General features: G+C 69.0%; 17 protein-coding genes and 2 tRNA genes. 8 read left to right on the top strand and 11 right to left on the bottom strand.

Translation table 11 applies throughout. The features are described 5' to 3' along the window. Nucleotides 1–158: 158 nt before the first annotated feature. Nucleotides 159–263, bottom strand: a tRNA-Asn gene (locus U5918_RS07260). A gap of 96 nt (nucleotides 264–359) precedes the next feature. Between U5918_RS07260 and cca the strand changes: the two genes are divergently transcribed. After that, nucleotides 360–1,754 (top strand): CCA tRNA nucleotidyltransferase, encoded by a 1,395-nt coding sequence (gene cca, locus U5918_RS07255; RefSeq protein WP_336000539.1) that lies wholly within the window; start codon nucleotides 360–362, stop codon nucleotides 1,752–1,754. Here the strand turns inward: cca and U5918_RS07250 are convergent. The 5 genes from U5918_RS07250 to U5918_RS07230 all read right to left on the bottom strand — a co-directional run bounded on the left by U5918_RS07250 (nucleotide 1,733) and on the right by U5918_RS07230 (nucleotide 6,151). Then, the gene (locus U5918_RS07250) at nucleotides 1,733–2,743 is read right to left on the bottom strand and encodes a histone deacetylase family protein (RefSeq protein ID WP_336000537.1); all 1,011 of its coding nucleotides are present in this window, start codon (nucleotides 2,741–2,743) and stop codon (nucleotides 1,733–1,735) included. The genes cca and U5918_RS07250 overlap by 22 nt on opposite strands. Then, nucleotides 2,740–3,180, bottom strand: coding sequence for a histone family protein (locus U5918_RS07245; protein WP_336000535.1), 441 nt, complete (start codon nucleotides 3,178–3,180; stop codon nucleotides 2,740–2,742). The genes U5918_RS07250 and U5918_RS07245 overlap by 4 nt, the downstream gene beginning before the upstream one ends. A 56-nt stretch (nucleotides 3,181–3,236) precedes the next feature. Beyond that, nucleotides 3,237–4,703, bottom strand: coding sequence for a single-stranded DNA binding protein (locus tag U5918_RS07240; RefSeq protein WP_336000533.1), 1,467 nt, complete (start codon nucleotides 4,701–4,703; stop codon nucleotides 3,237–3,239). Nucleotides 4,704–4,826: 123 nt separating this feature from the next. After that, the gene (locus U5918_RS07235) at nucleotides 4,827–5,474 is read right to left on the bottom strand and encodes a twin-arginine translocation signal domain-containing protein (RefSeq protein ID WP_336000532.1); all 648 of its coding nucleotides are present in this window, start codon (nucleotides 5,472–5,474) and stop codon (nucleotides 4,827–4,829) included. Nucleotides 5,475–5,533: 59 nt separating this feature from the next. Continuing rightward, nucleotides 5,534–6,151, bottom strand: a complete 618-nt coding sequence (locus U5918_RS07230) for a DUF7504 family protein (RefSeq protein WP_336000531.1) — start codon at nucleotides 6,149–6,151, stop codon at nucleotides 5,534–5,536. 149 nt (nucleotides 6,152–6,300) lie between these two features. Here U5918_RS07230 and U5918_RS07225 point away from each other — a divergent pair. From U5918_RS07225 to U5918_RS07215, 3 genes are all read left to right on the top strand, one after another. Further along, nucleotides 6,301–6,373 (top strand) — tRNA-Arg (locus U5918_RS07225). A gap of 369 nt (nucleotides 6,374–6,742) precedes the next feature. Then, nucleotides 6,743–7,693 (top strand): metallophosphoesterase family protein, encoded by a 951-nt coding sequence (locus U5918_RS07220; protein WP_336000529.1) that lies wholly within the window; start codon nucleotides 6,743–6,745, stop codon nucleotides 7,691–7,693. A 1-nt stretch (nucleotide 7,694) separates the two neighbouring features. Then, entirely contained in the window at nucleotides 7,695–8,396 is a 702-nt protein-coding gene (locus U5918_RS07215) for a DUF7260 family protein (RefSeq protein WP_336000527.1), read from the top strand. A 34-nt stretch (nucleotides 8,397–8,430) separates the two neighbouring features. Here U5918_RS07215 and U5918_RS07210 read toward each other — a convergent pair whose 3' ends face one another. Together U5918_RS07210 and U5918_RS07205 are read right to left on the bottom strand one after the other, a co-directional pair. Next, nucleotides 8,431–9,159 (bottom strand): DUF726 domain-containing protein, encoded by a 729-nt coding sequence (locus U5918_RS07210; RefSeq protein WP_336000525.1) that lies wholly within the window; start codon nucleotides 9,157–9,159, stop codon nucleotides 8,431–8,433. A gap of 111 nt (nucleotides 9,160–9,270) precedes the next feature. After that, on the bottom strand, nucleotides 9,271–10,209 hold the full coding sequence (locus tag U5918_RS07205; protein ID WP_336000523.1) for a DUF726 domain-containing protein: 939 nt from the start codon (nucleotides 10,207–10,209) through the stop codon (nucleotides 9,271–9,273). A gap of 367 nt (nucleotides 10,210–10,576) precedes the next feature. On the opposite strand from U5918_RS07205, the gene U5918_RS07200 reads away from it, so the two are divergent. Continuing rightward, the gene (locus tag U5918_RS07200; RefSeq protein ID WP_336000522.1) at nucleotides 10,577–11,191 is read left to right on the top strand and encodes a DUF309 domain-containing protein; all 615 of its coding nucleotides are present in this window, start codon (nucleotides 10,577–10,579) and stop codon (nucleotides 11,189–11,191) included. On the opposite strand, the gene azf is transcribed toward U5918_RS07200, so the two are convergent. Continuing rightward, entirely contained in the window at nucleotides 11,188–11,967 is a 780-nt protein-coding gene (gene azf, locus U5918_RS07195) for an NAD-dependent glucose-6-phosphate dehydrogenase Azf (RefSeq protein ID WP_336000520.1), read from the bottom strand. The two genes, U5918_RS07200 and azf, sit on opposite strands and share 4 nt — an antisense overlap. A gap of 68 nt (nucleotides 11,968–12,035) precedes the next feature. Further along, nucleotides 12,036–12,650 carry a translation initiation factor IF-2 subunit beta gene (locus tag U5918_RS07190; protein WP_336000518.1) on the bottom strand — a complete coding sequence of 205 codons (615 nt, stop codon included), beginning with the start codon at nucleotides 12,648–12,650 and terminating at the stop codon, nucleotides 12,036–12,038. Between the two features lie 127 nt (nucleotides 12,651–12,777). On the opposite strand from U5918_RS07190, the gene U5918_RS07185 reads away from it, so the two are divergent. From U5918_RS07185 to U5918_RS07175, 3 genes are all read left to right on the top strand, one after another. Then, nucleotides 12,778–13,125, top strand: a complete 348-nt coding sequence (locus U5918_RS07185; protein WP_336000517.1) for a dihydroneopterin aldolase family protein — start codon at nucleotides 12,778–12,780, stop codon at nucleotides 13,123–13,125. 72 nt (nucleotides 13,126–13,197) lie between these two features. Further along, complete coding sequence (locus tag U5918_RS07180; RefSeq protein WP_336000515.1) at nucleotides 13,198–14,196, top strand: DUF7544 domain-containing protein; 999 nt, start codon at nucleotides 13,198–13,200, stop codon at nucleotides 14,194–14,196. A gap of 116 nt (nucleotides 14,197–14,312) precedes the next feature. Then, nucleotides 14,313–14,798: a DUF5790 family protein gene (locus U5918_RS07175; RefSeq protein ID WP_336000513.1), complete on the top strand. Its 486-nt coding sequence runs from the start codon at nucleotides 14,313–14,315 to the stop codon at nucleotides 14,796–14,798. Here U5918_RS07175 and U5918_RS07170 read toward each other — a convergent pair. Continuing rightward, nucleotides 14,795–15,544 (bottom strand): creatininase family protein, encoded by a 750-nt coding sequence (locus U5918_RS07170; RefSeq protein ID WP_336000511.1) that lies wholly within the window; start codon nucleotides 15,542–15,544, stop codon nucleotides 14,795–14,797. The two genes, U5918_RS07175 and U5918_RS07170, sit on opposite strands and share 4 nt — an antisense overlap. Nucleotides 15,545–15,596 lie beyond the last annotated feature (52 nt).

Below are 15,596 nucleotides of genomic sequence, written 5' to 3'. Positions count from 1 at the left end.
TCGGGGAACTCGGGCCGACCCCCTCGCGCCCGGGCCGACGGACGCGGCGTCCGTCGCGGTCGGTTCGCTACCGACCCCCCGTTCTCGACACGCCGGCTCGACGGACCACGAGCAACTGCAGACGGAGCGACGGCTGTTCGAGGTGGGTTCCGAGAAAGCGCCACCGCCAGGGTTCGAACCTGGGACAACCTCGTCTCTGCGGTGAACAGGCGTGACCTCCTCACCGTAACAGCGAGGTGCTCTACCAGCTGAGCTACGGCGGCTCGTACGCATCATCGAGTAGCCGGAGTTATTTGATAGGGCTTTCGCTTTCGCGGCGCATCGACACGCTTTCACGGGGTCGTCGGATACGCCACTCCATGAGCGAGGAGTTCGAGGCCGTCGTCGCGGCCGTCCGCGAACGGGTCACGCCCGACGACGAGGAACGCGAGCGACTCCGGGCGGTCACCGACCGACTGGTCGACCGCACCGAGGCCGCCGCGGCCGACCTGCCGGTCGAGACCGACGTGATCCTCGTCGGCAGTACCGCCAGGGGCACCTGGCTGGCCGGCGACCGCGACGTTGACCTGTTCGTCCGCTTCCCCGCCGACCTGGATCGGGAGCGACTCGAGGAGTACGGCCTGCAGGTCGGGACCGACGTCCTCCCCGACGGCCGCGAGGAGTACGCCGAACACCCCTACACCGTCGGCGAGTTCGAGGGCTTCACCGTGGACCTGGTCCCCTGCTACGACGTGGCCGACGCCACCGCCATCCAGTCGGCCGTCGACCGCACCCCGTTCCACACCGCCTACCTCGAAGCCCGGCTGGACGACGAAATCGCCGCCGACGTCCGGGTCGCGAAGGCCTTCCTGAAGGGAATCGGCGTCTACGGCGCAAACCTCAAGACCCGCGGCTTCTCGGGCTACCTCACGGAACTGCTCGTCCTCGAGTACGGCGGCTTCCGCCCGTTCCTCGAAGCGGCTGCCGACTGGCACCCGCCGGTCGAACTCGACCCGAAGGACCACGGTCAGGCGACCTTCGACGACCCGCTCGTCGTGATCGACCCCACGGACCCGGAACGCAACGTCGCCGCCGCCCTCTCCCCCGAGAACGTCGCCCGCCTCCAGCACTACGCCCGCGACCTGCTCGCAGACCCCCGCGAGTCCCTGTTCGAACCGGCCGACCCCGACCCCCTCGACGCCGACGGGGTCCGGGCGGCGCTCGACGCCCGCGGCACGACTCCGGTCGCCGTTACCTTCGAAGCGCCGGATCTCGTGGACGACCAGCTCTGGCCCCAGCTCCGCAAGTCCCGCCGTGGCGTCGCGAGCGAACTCGACCGCCGGGGGTTCGACGTGTTCCGCAGCGCCGCCTTCACCGGCGAGCGAGGGGTCCTCTTCCTCGAACTCGCCGTCGCCGAGCGCCCGACCGTCGAACGCCACGCCGGCCCGCCGGTCCACGTCCGCGAACACGCCGAGGGGTTCTACGGGAAGTACGCCGAATCGAGCGTGACCGACGGTGACGCCGACACCTCTGCCCCCGACCGCCCGCCCTACGGTCCCTTCGTCGTCGAGGATCGCTACGTGGTCGAACGGGAGCGGGAGTTCACGAGCGCCGAGGCCTTCCTCGAGAGCGACGCCCTCTTCGAGGTGGCGCTAGGGGCCCACGTCGAGAGCGCCCTCCGGGAGGGATACGAAGTACTCGTGGGTGCGGACGTCGCGACGCTCGCCGACGCGTTCGGGACCGATCTGGCCGGCTACTTCTCGCCGAAGCCCTGATCGCGGAGGTCGCCGAAGATAGACCGCGCGCGGTCGGTCGCGTCCTCGTCGGGTTCGACCGGTTCGCGCCCGTCGAACACCTCGTGGACCATCGTGACGCTCTCGGCCAGGGTATCGAGTCCGTAGCCCCCTTCGAGGACGAAGCCCAGGCCGGCGTCGACGGCCTCGGCGACCTCCCGCATCCGGACCGTCAGGGCACCGTACCCCTCCGTCGTGACGCGCATCCGGGAGATGGGATCGTGGCGATGTGCGTCGAAGCCGGCGCTCACCAGAATCAGGTCGGGGTCGAACTCGCGGAAGGCGGGGCCGACGAACTCGTCGACGGCGGCGCAGTAGTCGGCGTCGCCACACCCCGGCGGGAGGGGAACGTTCAGCGTCGTCCCCTCGCCCTCCCCCTCGCCGGTCTCCTCGACGTCGCCGCTGCCGGGGTAGAGGCCGGCCTCGTGGATGGAGGCGTAGAACACGTCGCCGTCTTCGTAGAAGATGTCGTGGATCCCGTTGCCGTGGTGGACGTCCCAGTCGAGGATCGCCACCCCGTCGGCGTCGCAGTCGTCGATGGCCGCCTGCGCCGCGACGGCGGCGTTGTTCACGAAACAGAAGCCCATCGCGTCGTCTTCGACGGCGTGGTGGCCCGGTGGACGGCCCAGCGCGAACGGCGTGTCACGGCCGTCGTCGCCCGCGAGCGCCCGTTCGGCGGCCCAGATGGCCTGCCCGGCGGCCGCCAGCGCGGCGTCCCAGGTGGCTTCGACGGCGACGGTGTCGTCGTCCCAGTCGCCGCCACCCCCCTCGCAGAAGTCCTTGATGGCGCTCACGTAGCCGGCGTCGTGGACCGCGGTGACGGCCGACTCGGGCGCGGGGTCGGCGGCGACGTACTCGACGCCGTGTTGTCGGGCCAGCGACCGCCGGATCGCCCGGAGCCGGTCGGGACTCTCCGGGTGGCGGTAGCCGGTCTCGTGGTCGAGGCAGTGCTCGTGGTAGCCGAAGTTCATCCGAAGTACTGCGCGAGTTCGAAGTACGCCTCGACGTCCTCGGCCTTGACGGTCCGCCGGTCGGCGTGGCGGGCCAGCACCGTCGCGGCGGCGGCCACGTCGTCGGCGAACGCCTCGAGCTGTTCGGCCAGCGCGATCCGGGCGTCCATCGACACCCGGTAGGCCTCGTCGATGTCGAGCCGCGCGATCCGGTCGATCGGCGCGATCGGGAGTTCCAGGTCGTCCTTGTCCGGGGTCGACGAGACGCCGAAGTCCTCGGCCATCAGCGTCTTTCGCCCGTCCGCGGTCGCCGCCTCCGCGGCGTCGACGGCGAGGCGTGCGCCCCGCTCCTGGATCCGTCGAGCCAGTTCCTCGGCCGCCCCGGCGCTGACCCGAAGCGTCCCTGCGTTCCGTCGAATGACCGAGTCGACCGGCGCGAACGGGAGCTCGACGCTCATACCGAATACCGGGACTGTCGCGGTCTTAAGGCTTTCCGTGAGCCAGTTGCGCCGGCTCAGAAGACGTCCTCGGCGTCCAGGCGGCCGTCCGTCACCCGCCCGCGTGCGGTCACTTCCTGGCCCAGCTGGAGCGTCGCGCCCGTCTCGACGCTCATCGTCTCCTCGCCGTCGTCCAGCACGACCGGTTCACCGGTCTGGACCACCGTGCCAGTGAACTCGACGAGTTCGCCGTCTCCGTCGCCGTCGTCGCTCCGGCCATCGTCCGCTCCGTCGACCGCGGCGGTGGCCGTGCCGCCGTCGCTCTCTGCCGTCTCTCCGTCTGCGAAGGCGTCCAGCCCGGTGGCCGCGCCGTCGCTCGCGCCGCCGGCCGCGCCGCCGCTACCGCCCGCAGTATCGACCGGTTCCGTCGTCGCCCCGTCCTCGAGGACGACGACCGTGGAGCGCCAGTTCGCGGAGGCCTCGAGGTCGTCCTGCCAGCCGTCGTCGATCTCCACGTCCGCGAGGAACACCTCGTCGCCCGGCTGGAGCTCCTTGTCGGCCTTGTCGCCCCAGAGCGCGACGCGGATGTCGCCGGTCTGGTCCTGCACTCTGACGTTCCGGACCTGGCCCTCGGAGCCGTCGTCGCGGTCGAACGTGCGTTTCGGGTCCGCCGAGCGGATCACGCCGCCGATGTCGACCTGCTGGCCGATCTCCACGCCGTCGATGGGTGCGGTCTCCGGCGTGAACTCGACCGTCTCCTCGATCGCCTCGACCGCACCGTGCTCGCCGACGTGGAGTTCGAGGTCGCCGTCGCGCTCGCGGACGTACCCGTCGACCACCTCGACGGCCGTCCCCGCGGACAGTTCCTCGGCCCGGTCGGCTCGCTCGTCCCACATCGTCACGCGGACGCGGCCGGTCTCGTCGCCCAGCGAGAGGTTCGCGACCCGGCCCTCCGAGCCGTCGTCGCGGTCGAACGTCCGGACCGACTCGGTGTCGAGCACCAGCCCGCGGACGTTGACGTCCGACTGGCCGAGCGTCAGGCCGTCGATCGTCGTCGCCCCGCCGGGCTGGACGTCGATCGTCTCCTCGTCGTCCGGCTCGGCCTTGTCGACGCTCACCTCGAGGCCGTTGTAGCCCTCTTTCGGTCGGCCCTTGATCCGGAGGACGTCGCCGACGTCGAGCTGGCCGTCGTCGATGGAGGCGGCCTGCTGGTCCCAGAAGGATAGGGTGACCGCGCCCGTCTCGTCGGCCACCTCGACGTTGATGACGCGGCCGTCCTCGTCCTCGCCGTCGCGCTCGAAGGTCCGCAGGTCGCCGACGGCCATCACCTTCGCGATGAACTTCACCTCGTCCATGCCGGGCTCGATGTCCGCGACGCCGTTGACCTCCCCGTCCGCGAGTTCGTGCGCGATGAGCATCGCCGCGGTCTCCTCGTCCGCGAGGCCACCCATCTGTTCGATCTTCTGCTCGACGGCCTCGCGGAACTCCTCCTCCGCGACCTCGTCGGTCTCCAGATCCGCGTAGATGTCCTCTATCGCACCCATACTGTGCAAGTGCAGGGCTGGACTCCGTTTAAGCGTTGCCGTCGCTCGCCAGCCCCCGCGCCGCCCGGCGGTTCCTGCGCTCGTCGATCCATACCGGGAGCTGCGTCGTTCCCGCCCTTAAGTCTACGTCGCGTCCCCGGTCCCGGACTCGGTCGCGCTCGCGCTGTCGCTGGCGTAGCTCGCGCCGGCGATCTCTTGCCCGTCGTGGCTGACCGTCACCTCGCTCGGGAGGTCGCCGTCGACCTCGAAGGTCCCCTCGTAGTCGATCCCGACGAGCGCCTGGGCGCCCGCCTCGCAGTTTTCGATCTCGGTCGTCTCGACGCCGACGGCGAGCGTTCCCGCCGCCTCGTCGTAGTCCAGCGAGCCCAGCTTGGCCCGCTTGCAGCTGTCGCTCCCGCTGATCGTCCCGTCGACGCGGACCGCCCCCATCTCGTCGTCCCGCGTGATGTCCGCCTCGTCGCGGTCCTCGCCCGTCTCCGGGCTCTGGGAACTGAACGAGAAGTCGACGCCGTTCATGCGCCCGCCGCTCCCCCACGCCTGGCCGCTCGATCCCTCGACTGCGGTCGGTTCTGGCTCGTCGGTCGCCGTTCCGGACTCGTCGGTCGGCGTCCCGGCTTCCCCGGTGCCCTCCGGTTGGCTGCCCGGCCCCGCCCCGTCGTCGGTCGTCTCCGGACTGGAGCCGTCGCCGCGGTCGCCGGGCTCTTGCAGGCAGCCGGCGACTGCGAGTGCGGTTGCGGCGGCGGTGCCCGTCAGGAAACTGCGTCGTCGCATACCTCAGTCGTTGCAGCCCTGTAAAAAACAGATTGCGGTAACTCAAACGACCGTTTGTCTCACCGGGTCGTGACCGCCCAGTCGCCGCGGTCGTCGACCTCGACGACGGCGTCGAACAGCCCGCGGATCGTCGCCACCGTCTGTTCGTCGTGAGCCTCGGGGTCGAGGTGGTAGTGGGCCACCGCCCCGGCCGAGGACACCCGGCCCGTGATCACGTGGAGGAACTGGAACGCCTGTTTCAGGTCGATGAACTGCAGCAGCGCCGTCAGCGAGTCGAAACAGAGCCGCTTGTGGCCCGCGCCCTCGCTCGGCTCCGCCTCGAGAAACTCGCTGAGCGTGATCCCGAGCGTCGTCAGGTCGCCGGCGTGGTCGACCGTCTCGATGGTCCATCGGCTCGGCGTCGCGTCGTCTTCGCCCCAGTCGCCGACGCTGATGACCGTCCCGTCGGCGGGTGTCGTCCCCGTCGCCCGCTCCCAGTCCGCAGCCCACTGGCCGGGGGACTGGGTGTAGGTCACAGCCAGGACGCTCGCCGGGTCCCGCGAGTCACCGCCGAGGAGGTCGATACAGACGCCGGCCGCGCCGTCGGGAAACGACCGGGCCAACACGAGGATGTTGGACGCCTCGGCCACCCGCTCCGAGACCGACGTCGCGTTCCGTCCCGTGACCTGTTTGGCCATAGCAGATGCCCGACCGCTGTTTGCAAAAGTATGCTGATTATAACATAAAAGGCACCGCCACTCTGCAACCGAACGTCCGCGACCCGCAATCGAGTCGCCGCCACCCGAATCGTAACCCCTTTATCTGCAACCCCAGTACGACTGATTGAGTCCTGGTAGGGTAGTGGACTATCCTCTTGGCTTGCGGAGCCAGGGACCGGAGTTCAAATCTCCGTCAGGACGCTTCTGCCGCGAACAACACGGCGAGCACCGCGTAGCGTGTGCTCGCCTCCGTGAGCGGCAAAGCGACGGAGGAGATTTGAGCAGCGAACGAGCGAAGCGAAGTGAGTGAGTTCAAATCTCCGTCAGGACGTTCATTCCTCTTGGGCGCTCACGGGGTGAGCACCCGCTCCGTCATTCACGTCCTGACGGGCCCCACTCGCTGCGCTCGCGGGGACTCCGTCGGGACTGTTTCTACCACCGGATGACCGAGGACCGAACCCCGCCATACACGTCCGTCTATATTGGTCTCCGGACCGATAGGTGAGAAACGTAGGATAAAATATTAAAATTACGACATCTTTATCGAGCGCCGTCGATCAGTATCCGGTGATGTTCTACCGGAGTGCTCCGGGGCCGACCCTGGCACGGCTGGACGGGCCGACGGCGTCGAGACCGACCAGTCTCGCCGTGCTCGCGGATCCACACGTCACCGCGCGGGGGCGCGGGACGTGGCGGGTCCTCCACCGAACCGTCCAGCGCGCCCGGACGGCCGTCACGGAGGCGAACCGACTCGACGTCGACGGGGTGGTGGTGGCGGGCGACCTGACCGACGGCGGGGCACCGCACGAGTTCGACCGAGCCGACGCGCTGCTCGCGGGGGCCGACGCACCGACCCTCGCGGTCCCGGGCGATCACGACGTCTCGGGTGCCGGCGACGACCCCGGGAGCGCACCCGCGACGGCCTTCGCCGACCGCTTCGCCGACGGCCGATACCCCTTCGTCGCGCGGATCGGCGGGATCGATCTGGTTGGGATCGACACAGCGAGCGGCGTCGCGACCGACGGGGCCGCCGGGGTTTCGGCACCGCAACTGGACTGGCTGGAGTCGATCCTCCCGGGTCTCGAACGCCCGGTCGTCGTCTGCCACCACCCGCTCGCAGACCTCGACGAGGCGGGAACTGACGCGCCGGGGAGCCGGATCGAGAACGCCCAGGAACTGGCGCGCGTCCTCCGCGACGGCGGCGTCGAACTGGTGCTCTCCGGCCACCGCCACTGGCCGGGCACCGGAACGATCGGTGGCGTCCGCGAGATCGTCGCGCCGGCGGTCTGCTCGCTCCCGCAGGCGTTCCTCCACCTCCGGATCGACGCCGAGGGTGCGATCGTCGACCTGATCCCGCTGGCCGAACGCACCGGCTTCGAGGAGGCCTACGCGCACGCCCGCGACGACGGACGCTGGCTGGCCGAGCGGGTCGACGACGGCGGGCTGGCCCGCTTCCCGCTGGTCGACGAACGGTCCGAGCCGACCGCTGCCGCAGACAAGCGCGTCACCCCGGGGCCCTGAGATGCCGGGCACGACGCACCCGCTGGAACCACTCCAGACGGCCCGCGACCGACTCCGACTCCTGCGCCGTCGCGCCGTCGACGAGCGCGACGCGTTCGACCAGTTCTGTACCCGCGTCGAGGTCGTCCCAACGACCGAGGCCACCGACGTGCCCGACCCGATCCTCTCGATGACGACAGCCACAGAACGGGGAGTTTCGGCCCTCCGCACGTCCTACCGCGACACCGTGCTGGCCGTCCCGCACGCGGTCGAGCCCGACGTCTCGCTCCCGGCCTTCGACGACTTGCTCCCTCCGGGCGAGGCCGTCGAACTGCGGTGGGCGACTCGGCTCACGCCTGCCCTGCAAACCGCGATCCGCGACCCTGCGACGGCCGAACACGAACGACGGGTCGAGCGCATCGGCGCCGTCGACGCCGAACTGGCGGCCCTCGATCGGACGGAGGGGCTGGCCCGGGACCTGCTCGCGGTCGAGTCCGGGACCGACGGCTCGACCGCCGACCGGTCGCGGCTGGCGTCGCTGTCCCGACGCTGTCGCCGTCATACCGCTCGCCGGCGGGCGACGCTCGCGGCTCGCGATCAGGACCCCGAGTCGACGGCGCTGCCGGCCGACTGCTACGCGGACCTGTCGGTCTCGGATCCCGTGCTGTCGGTCCTGAACGCGGTCGCGGACCTGCTCCCGGCGTCGGGCGCGGACACCTCGTAATTCTCGTCACCGCCGCCGTCCGTCGCCACCCCGGTTACGCGAAGTCCGCGATGACTTGGTCGAGACACCCGCCGCTCTCCCGGAGGTAGGTGTAGTGGTTGTGGACGCAGCCGCCGACGTCGTGGTCGACGTAGGTGTCGGGGGTCGGCCCGCAGGCGCCGTCGTCGCCGAGCGCTCCGTTCCCGAACTCGGCGGAGCGGTAGAGCAGCGACAGCGTGTCGTCGCGGCGCATGTGGTAGTTGTGGACGCGGTCGGCGCCGTCGCGGACGCCGTCGTACCAGCGCCCGTCTTCGGCGACGGTGTCGCAGTCCTCCGCGGCACCCAGCAGCGAGAGCGATCGGACCTTCTCGTTGCGTTCGGCGAGCGTGTCGAGGCAGGAAAGCGCCGTCCGAGCACCGAGCGAGTGCGAGACGATCCGGACAGGGGTGTTCGTGTACTCGCCGATGAAGGCCTCGACGCAGGCGGCCAGTTGCGTCCCCTTCCGGGTGGCGATCGCCTTGCTGGGGTTCCACAGCGGCAGGTTCGCCGGGTAACTGAACCCGACTACCGCGGCGTCGTAGCCGGCGTGGTCGACGGCCTCGGCCACGGCGTTGGCCTGTGCGGCCGCGTCCCCGGTGACCCCATCGAGCCACCCGTGGACGTACACCAGTAGTTCGTTCGGATCCGCCGGGAAGTCACCGCACAGCTCCCCGTCGCGGATCATCGGGAACTCCGCCGGGGCGTCCGCACCCATCGATATCGCGTCCAGTGATAACCATGCCATCTACGTGATCCTCCGCCCGGCTCGTCGCCGGGTTAGCAGTTACTCACATCGAGGGCGACGCGACGTATAGCCCTGTCGCCGCAAAAATATGGTGACAGATTACCCGGCGCGTCAGAACAGCCCGCCCAGCCAGCCGCCGTCGTCCCCGTTCCCGGTTTCGACGCCGTCGAAGTTCTCGACGACCTGATCCACGATCCCCTCCTCGGGTTTGTAGTAGATGCAGTGGCCATCGATCTCGTCGTTGACGTCGACGTCGTAGTAGTTATCGGGCGTCTCGGCCCCCTCGGGCGGCCCGTAGGCACCGACGGCTTCGGTGCCGAGTTCGCCGATCTCGTAGATCCAGTCGAGGATGTCGTCACCGTCGCTGTAGTAGTTGGTGACCTGCCCGGCACCGTTCGCAATGGCCTCGCCGAACTCCCCGTCGACGGTGACGGCATCGCGCGGGATGGCCGCCCCCAACATCGTCAGCGACTCGACCGGGGCCTCGCCCAGCTCGTTGACGAGTTCGTCGAGACAGCCGAGCGAGGTCCGCGCTCCGAGCGAGTGGCCGACCATCCGGATCGTCGTCTCCGGGTTCGACTCGCGGTAGTCCTGCAGCCACGAGGCGAAATCGCGGCCGTCCTGCTCGGCGTCGTCGACCGTCCCCCACCAGTTCGGGCTGTTCGTGGGGTACTTGTACGTGATCGTCGGGTGGTCGTACCCGTTGTTCCGCAGGGCCTTCTGGAGCGTGTACCCCTGATCGGCCGCACCGCCGGCGAAGAACTCCAGGTACCCGTGGACGTAGATCAGGACCTCGTCTTCGCCCTCCGGGACGTCGTTCTCGACGAACCCCTCGCCCCCGATGCCCAACACGCCCTCGTCTTTCTCGACGACCGGGTAATCGTCCGGTGCATCCTCGGCGAAGAGACACTGCTCTTCCGCTGCGGACGCGCTGCCGGTCATCGCGCCGAGACCGACCGCCGCCGTTCCGCCTGCGGCGATCCCCCGCAGGACATTCCGCCTGTTGATCTGCGAACTGCTCCCCCTCTCCCTGCCTGATTGATCAGACATCGAACTGGGGACTCTGCTATCCCTCGATAGGTATTTCGACGTTCATATCCGGCGCTTTTTATGAGCGACCCCCGCTCCCGTGGTTCTGAAACGGATAAACCCGGCGCCTATAACGGTCGGCTTTATATAAGTCGGCGCGGGCGCGTCGCCGATCACGAACCTGCACGCACGTGACGACGGAGCCTGTCCAGTGAGTCGCCTCGCGACGGCCTCACATCGAACTGACTCATAATAATTCCGCATGGTTACCGACCGAATTTTTATACACGCTCCGCTCTATTTATAAAAACACGATTATATCCTCACGAAGCTTTATATGGGATGATCGGACCGAACGCATTTCTTCCCAGCCGCGCTCGGCTGGGACATGGAGACGGTCCTCCGCGCCGGACTGGCCATCTACAACGCCGGGGACTACCACGAGGCCCACGACGCCTGGGAGGACCGCTGGCTCGACCTGGAGTCGGGGACCGACGACGAGCGATTCCTCCACGGGTTGATCCAGTTCACCGCCGCGGTCCACCACGCGACGCAACGCAACTGGGCGGGGGCAACGGGACTGGCCGAGAGCGCGCAGGAGTACCTCGCCGACCTGCCCGACCGCTATCGCGGCGTGGACGTGACAGCCGTTCGGGCCCACCTGGCCGCGCTGGCGGCCGACCCCGAACGGATCGAACGCGCCCTGGCCCCGAAACTCGCGTACGACGGCGAGCCGATCGCGCTGTCCGATCTGGACTTCGAGTCGACCGCCGTCGCCGCCGCAGTGTACGCCGAGGCCGGCCCTTTCGAGGAGTCGGTCGTCGACCGCGCCGTCGAGTACGCCCGCAGTGATCTCGACGCGGACCAGCCGTCGAGCCCCTTCGTCACCTTCGTCACGGACTTCGTCCGCGACCCCGCCCACCGCGGGATCGTCTACCAGCGGCTCTCCGAACACGTCGATCGACGACAGCGGCGAGAATCAGACGTCGACGGGCTGTTTTAGACTTTCCGCTCGTAGTCGGCGACGTGTTCGTCGCCCTCCCACTCGGCGGAGTTGTCCTGCGGGTCGTAGCCGAGAACTTCCTTGGCGCGCGTCAGGGAGTAGTACTTCCGGTCGTTGTCCGAAATTCCGTATACGATCTCGTACTCGTAGTCGGCTTCGAGGGTGCGCTCGTGGAGGTGGGCGCAGTCGGGGTAGGAGAGCCACATGGCCTGGCCACGCTCGTAGTCGATCGGTGGGTGGCCCTCCGTCAGGTTGCCGATCCGGACGTTACAGACCTTGATACCGTGTTCGTCGTGGTAGTACCGGCCCAGGACCTCGCCGGTGGCCTTCGAGACGCCATAGAGGTTGCCGGGGCGGGGCAGTTCCGTGCCGTCCAAGCGGTAGTCGTCGTCGGTGCGGTACATCTCGGGGGTGCGCTCGTCGGTCTCGAACGCGCCGACGGCGTGGTTCGAGGAGGCGTAGACGAACCTTTGGACGTCCGCCTCGACGGCCGCCTCGTACATCTTCTGGGTCCCGTCGATGTTGTTCGAGAGGACGCTCTTCCACGGCGCGGAGGGACGCGGGTCGCCCGCGAGGTGGATGATCGCACCGACCCCCTCGACGGCTTCCCGGACCGTCTCCTCGTCGATCACGTCGCCGACGAGGTACTCGTGGTCCGGTTCCTCGTCGGGCGGGCTGTGGAGCAAGAGCCGCCAGTCGTAAGTCTCGCCGAGGCCGCGCAGGATGGCCTCGCCGACGCGTCCGCCCGCACCCGTGAGCAAAACCGGGTCGTCCATTCGAGTGAACCTCAGCGACGGCGTCAGTAAGTAAGATGCGGTTCGCGACCTTTCGGATCGGTAACTGCTTACTGGACCGGGCGGGCGAAGGCCAGCGTCCCGCTGATGTTGTCGATGTAGACCTGCACCACGTCGCCCTCGCTCGTGCCGGGGACGAAGATGCGGTACTTGCCCTTCTCGGCGACGCCGTCGCCCTTCCGGCCCATGCCGGTGATCTTGACCTGGTAGGTCTCGCCCTCTTCGAGGGTGGCGGTGGTCGACGAACTCGAGGACTTCGTCGAGCGCTTGTCGACCGGGCGGAAGGCCCCGCAGGCCTCACAGCGCAGCATCTGGGTGCGGTCCTCGGTCGTCAGTTTGGTGTCCGGCAGGCCACACTCCGAACAGACGACGTACTCCTCGGCGTAGGCGTCGAGGACGGCCTCGAAGTCGCCGGCGGAGAAGGTCCCGTTGTAGCGGCTCCGGTCGCCGTCGAACTGGCCGCTGGTCCCGAACTCCCGCTGGACGTAGCGGTGGACGTGCTCCGCGTCCCGCGAGAGCGCGTCCGCGATGGATTTCAGGTTCGTCAGCCGGGTGAACGCACCGTCTTCCTGGGCCGCCGGGTCGGGGATCTGCAGTCGCTTCTGGCTCGCGGTTCGCTCGGGCAGCGCCTCGTAGGCGCGGTCGAGCGCGACATCGTAGTCCATACCGTCCGGAGTCGGCCGACACCTAAATGCGTTCCGTGGTGGACCGTAGCGAGGCACGGCAGGCCCCCCGGTACTCGGCCGACGCTCCCGTCGGAACACACTTGCCCGTCCCGGTCCCCACGCCGGTATGGACCCGACGGACGCCCAGACCGCCTGTTTCGAGGCGGGCATCAAGTTCGGCTCCCTGTACCACCAGTTCGCCGGCACGCCCGTGAGCCCCGACAGCGCCGACTCGCTGGCTCGCGCCATGGCGGAATCCATCGAGAACCAGCCCTACTGCGAGTCGGTGACCGTCGACGTGCTGACCGACGAACTCGAATCGGCGCTGGCAGACGGCCCCGCCGACTACACCGAGCTCACCGGCCGCTTCCTCGACGTCGAGATCCGCGTCGACTACGAGGGCCACACCGTTCGCGCACGCATGGAGATGGAAGACGGCTACCCCCTCATGTCACTGGTCGACGTCGAGGAGTGATCGCCGGGGAGGCGGGCACAGTCCCAACAGACCGGCGAAAGAACGATGTGGCCGGTCCGCAAACGAGCTGATATGTCCCTCCACGCGGTCGACGACGTCGGTGACGCTGTCGAGGCGGCACGCGAGTTCCTGTTCCCGGTCGATCGCTCCCGGTGGCTCAGACTCGCCGTCGTCGCCTTCTTCGTCGCCAGCGGCTTCGGTATGAACGCCCCGTTCAACGCCGGCTCGGGCGCCTCGAACGGCGGGGTCCAGACCTCGCCCCCCTCGGAGTTCCCCGACCCGCTCCCGGACGATTTCGTCCTCGTGATCGCCGTGGTCGTCGCGGCGATCGCGCTGCTCGCCGTCCTCTTCGGCCTGCTCGCCTCGATCATGGAGTTCGTCCTCGTCGAGTCCCTCCGTGAAGAAGCGGTTCACGTCCGACGGTACACGCGCCGGTACCTGGGGGCCGGCCTGCGACTGTTCCTGTTCCGCCTGGCGCTGTTCGCCGTCGCGGTCGGGATCGTGCTCGGCGTGGTCTTCGTCGCCGGCCCGTCCGGCACCGTGACGGAGTGGACCGACGAGCAGGTCCTCTCCGCCCTCTTCCTGGTCCTTCCCTTGCTCGTGATCTTGCTCCCCCTCGTCGCCCTGCTCGACGGGTTCACCGTGGACTTCGTCGTTCCGACCGCAGTGCTGGGCGAGGGCTCGATCCTCGGCGCGTGGCGACGCTTCGCCGCGACGCTGCGGGGCAACCTCGGGCAGTACGCCGCGTACGTGCTCGTGAAGTTCTTCCTCTCGATCGTGATCGGCGTCCTCGCCGCGACGGTGACCGGGATCGCCGCCGTCCTCATCGCGATCCCCTTCCTCGTCGTGGGTCTGGTCGCCTTCTTCGTCGGCGGGACGGCCTTCACGATCCCAGTGATCGCAGTCCTCGGCATCCTCGGGGTCGTCTTCGTCCTCCTCGTGATCGCGGTGGCAGCGCTCGTCCAGGTCCCGCTCCAGACGTTCCTGCGGTACTACGCGCTTCTGGTCCTGGGCGACACCGACGCCGACCTCGACCTGATCCCGGAGCGGCGCGCGGCGATCCGGGAGTGACCGGCGGCGGCCGGGCCGGTATATCTCCGCCCCCGAATCCGGCCCCCTCGCCGTCGGCCGGTTTCACTTTCACTTTCGGGCGGGTTTTTATACCCACACGCGTCGAATCGGTGGGTATGGGTCAGACGACTCTGGACGACGACGACCTGTTCGACGAGGCGGCCTCCGAGATGCGCGAGGACGTCGAGGAATCGCTCGCGAAGGCCCGCGAGTCCCTGCCCGAGGGCGACGCCATCTGGGACGTCGACGCCGACAACACCCTGGGCGTGCTCAACGGCCTCCGCTCGGCGCTCGATCCCGGCGACGCCGCGGACCACCTGACCGACGCCAAGAAGTGGTACACGATGGGCGAACGCGCCGGCGCCTTCGAGGACGCCGACGACCTCGCCGCCCAGATCGAGGCCCTCGACGACGTCTTCGAGGACATCGAGGACGCCCACGAGCAGGTGAGCGACCTCGCCAGCACCGTCCCCGAACTCCGCGGCGCGCTCGACGACGCCCACGCCGCAGCAGAAGGAGACGAGGAGGCTGACGCGGAGGCAGACGCCGACGCCGAAGCCGACGCGGACGCCGAGGCCGAAGAGGCCGAAGCCGCGGACTAGCGGTGCTCGGGCAGTCCGGTGTCCCGGTCCGCCACCCGATCGAGTAGCGCCGTCAGCGCGTCGACGGCTTCGTCGACCAGTCGCTCGCCCAGGTCGGCGTCCCCCTCGCGGGGGTCGCCCACCGCCCCGTTCTCGCTGAACTCCGCGCTGTCGTAGGCCAGATTGGTCCCGCTTTGCCACTCGCCCCAGCCGTCGGCGGCACCGGCCGCAGCGTCGTCGAGCCGATCCTCCGCGACCAGTTCCGGATGGAGATGTCGGAGCGCGCTCGTCTCCACCGGCCCGCCGTGGCCCATCTCCACGTCCGCCGGATCGACGGCGTCGAACCAGGTGAAGGATACGGCGAACCCGTCGGTCTGGCGGGTGAGCCGGGCACAGACCTCCCGGAGCGCGTGGACGTTGCCGCCGTGGCCGTTGACGATCACGACTCGCTCCCAACCGTGGGACTGGAGGCTCTCGACGGTCTCGCGGACGTAGTCCCGGAAGGCGTCCTCGCCGACCCAGAGCGTCCCGGTGAACTGCCGGTGCTCCTCGGCGACGCCGACGGGGATCGGCGGGGCGACGATCACCGGGTCGCCGGTCTCGTCCTCGTAGGATTCCGCGCCGGCCTCGGCGATGGCTTCGGCGGTCAAGACGTCGGTTCCCAGCGGCGCGTGGGGGCCGTGCTGTTCGGTGCTGCCGACGGGGAGCACCGCCAACTCGGCGTCGGCGGCGTCCGCGTCGGTCCAGGTGGCCTCGGCGAGTCGCATTACCGGACCTCTCGGACGGCGGGCACGTAAGCCTGCCTCAGCACGGACGGGG

This window comes from Halorientalis sp. LT38, from assembly GCF_037031225.1.
Taxonomy (GTDB): Archaea; Halobacteriota; Halobacteria; order Halobacteriales; family Haloarculaceae; genus Halorientalis; species Halorientalis halophila.
Note: the sequence above shows the minus strand (reverse complement) of the source record. Positions and strands in the feature narration are given on the sequence as shown.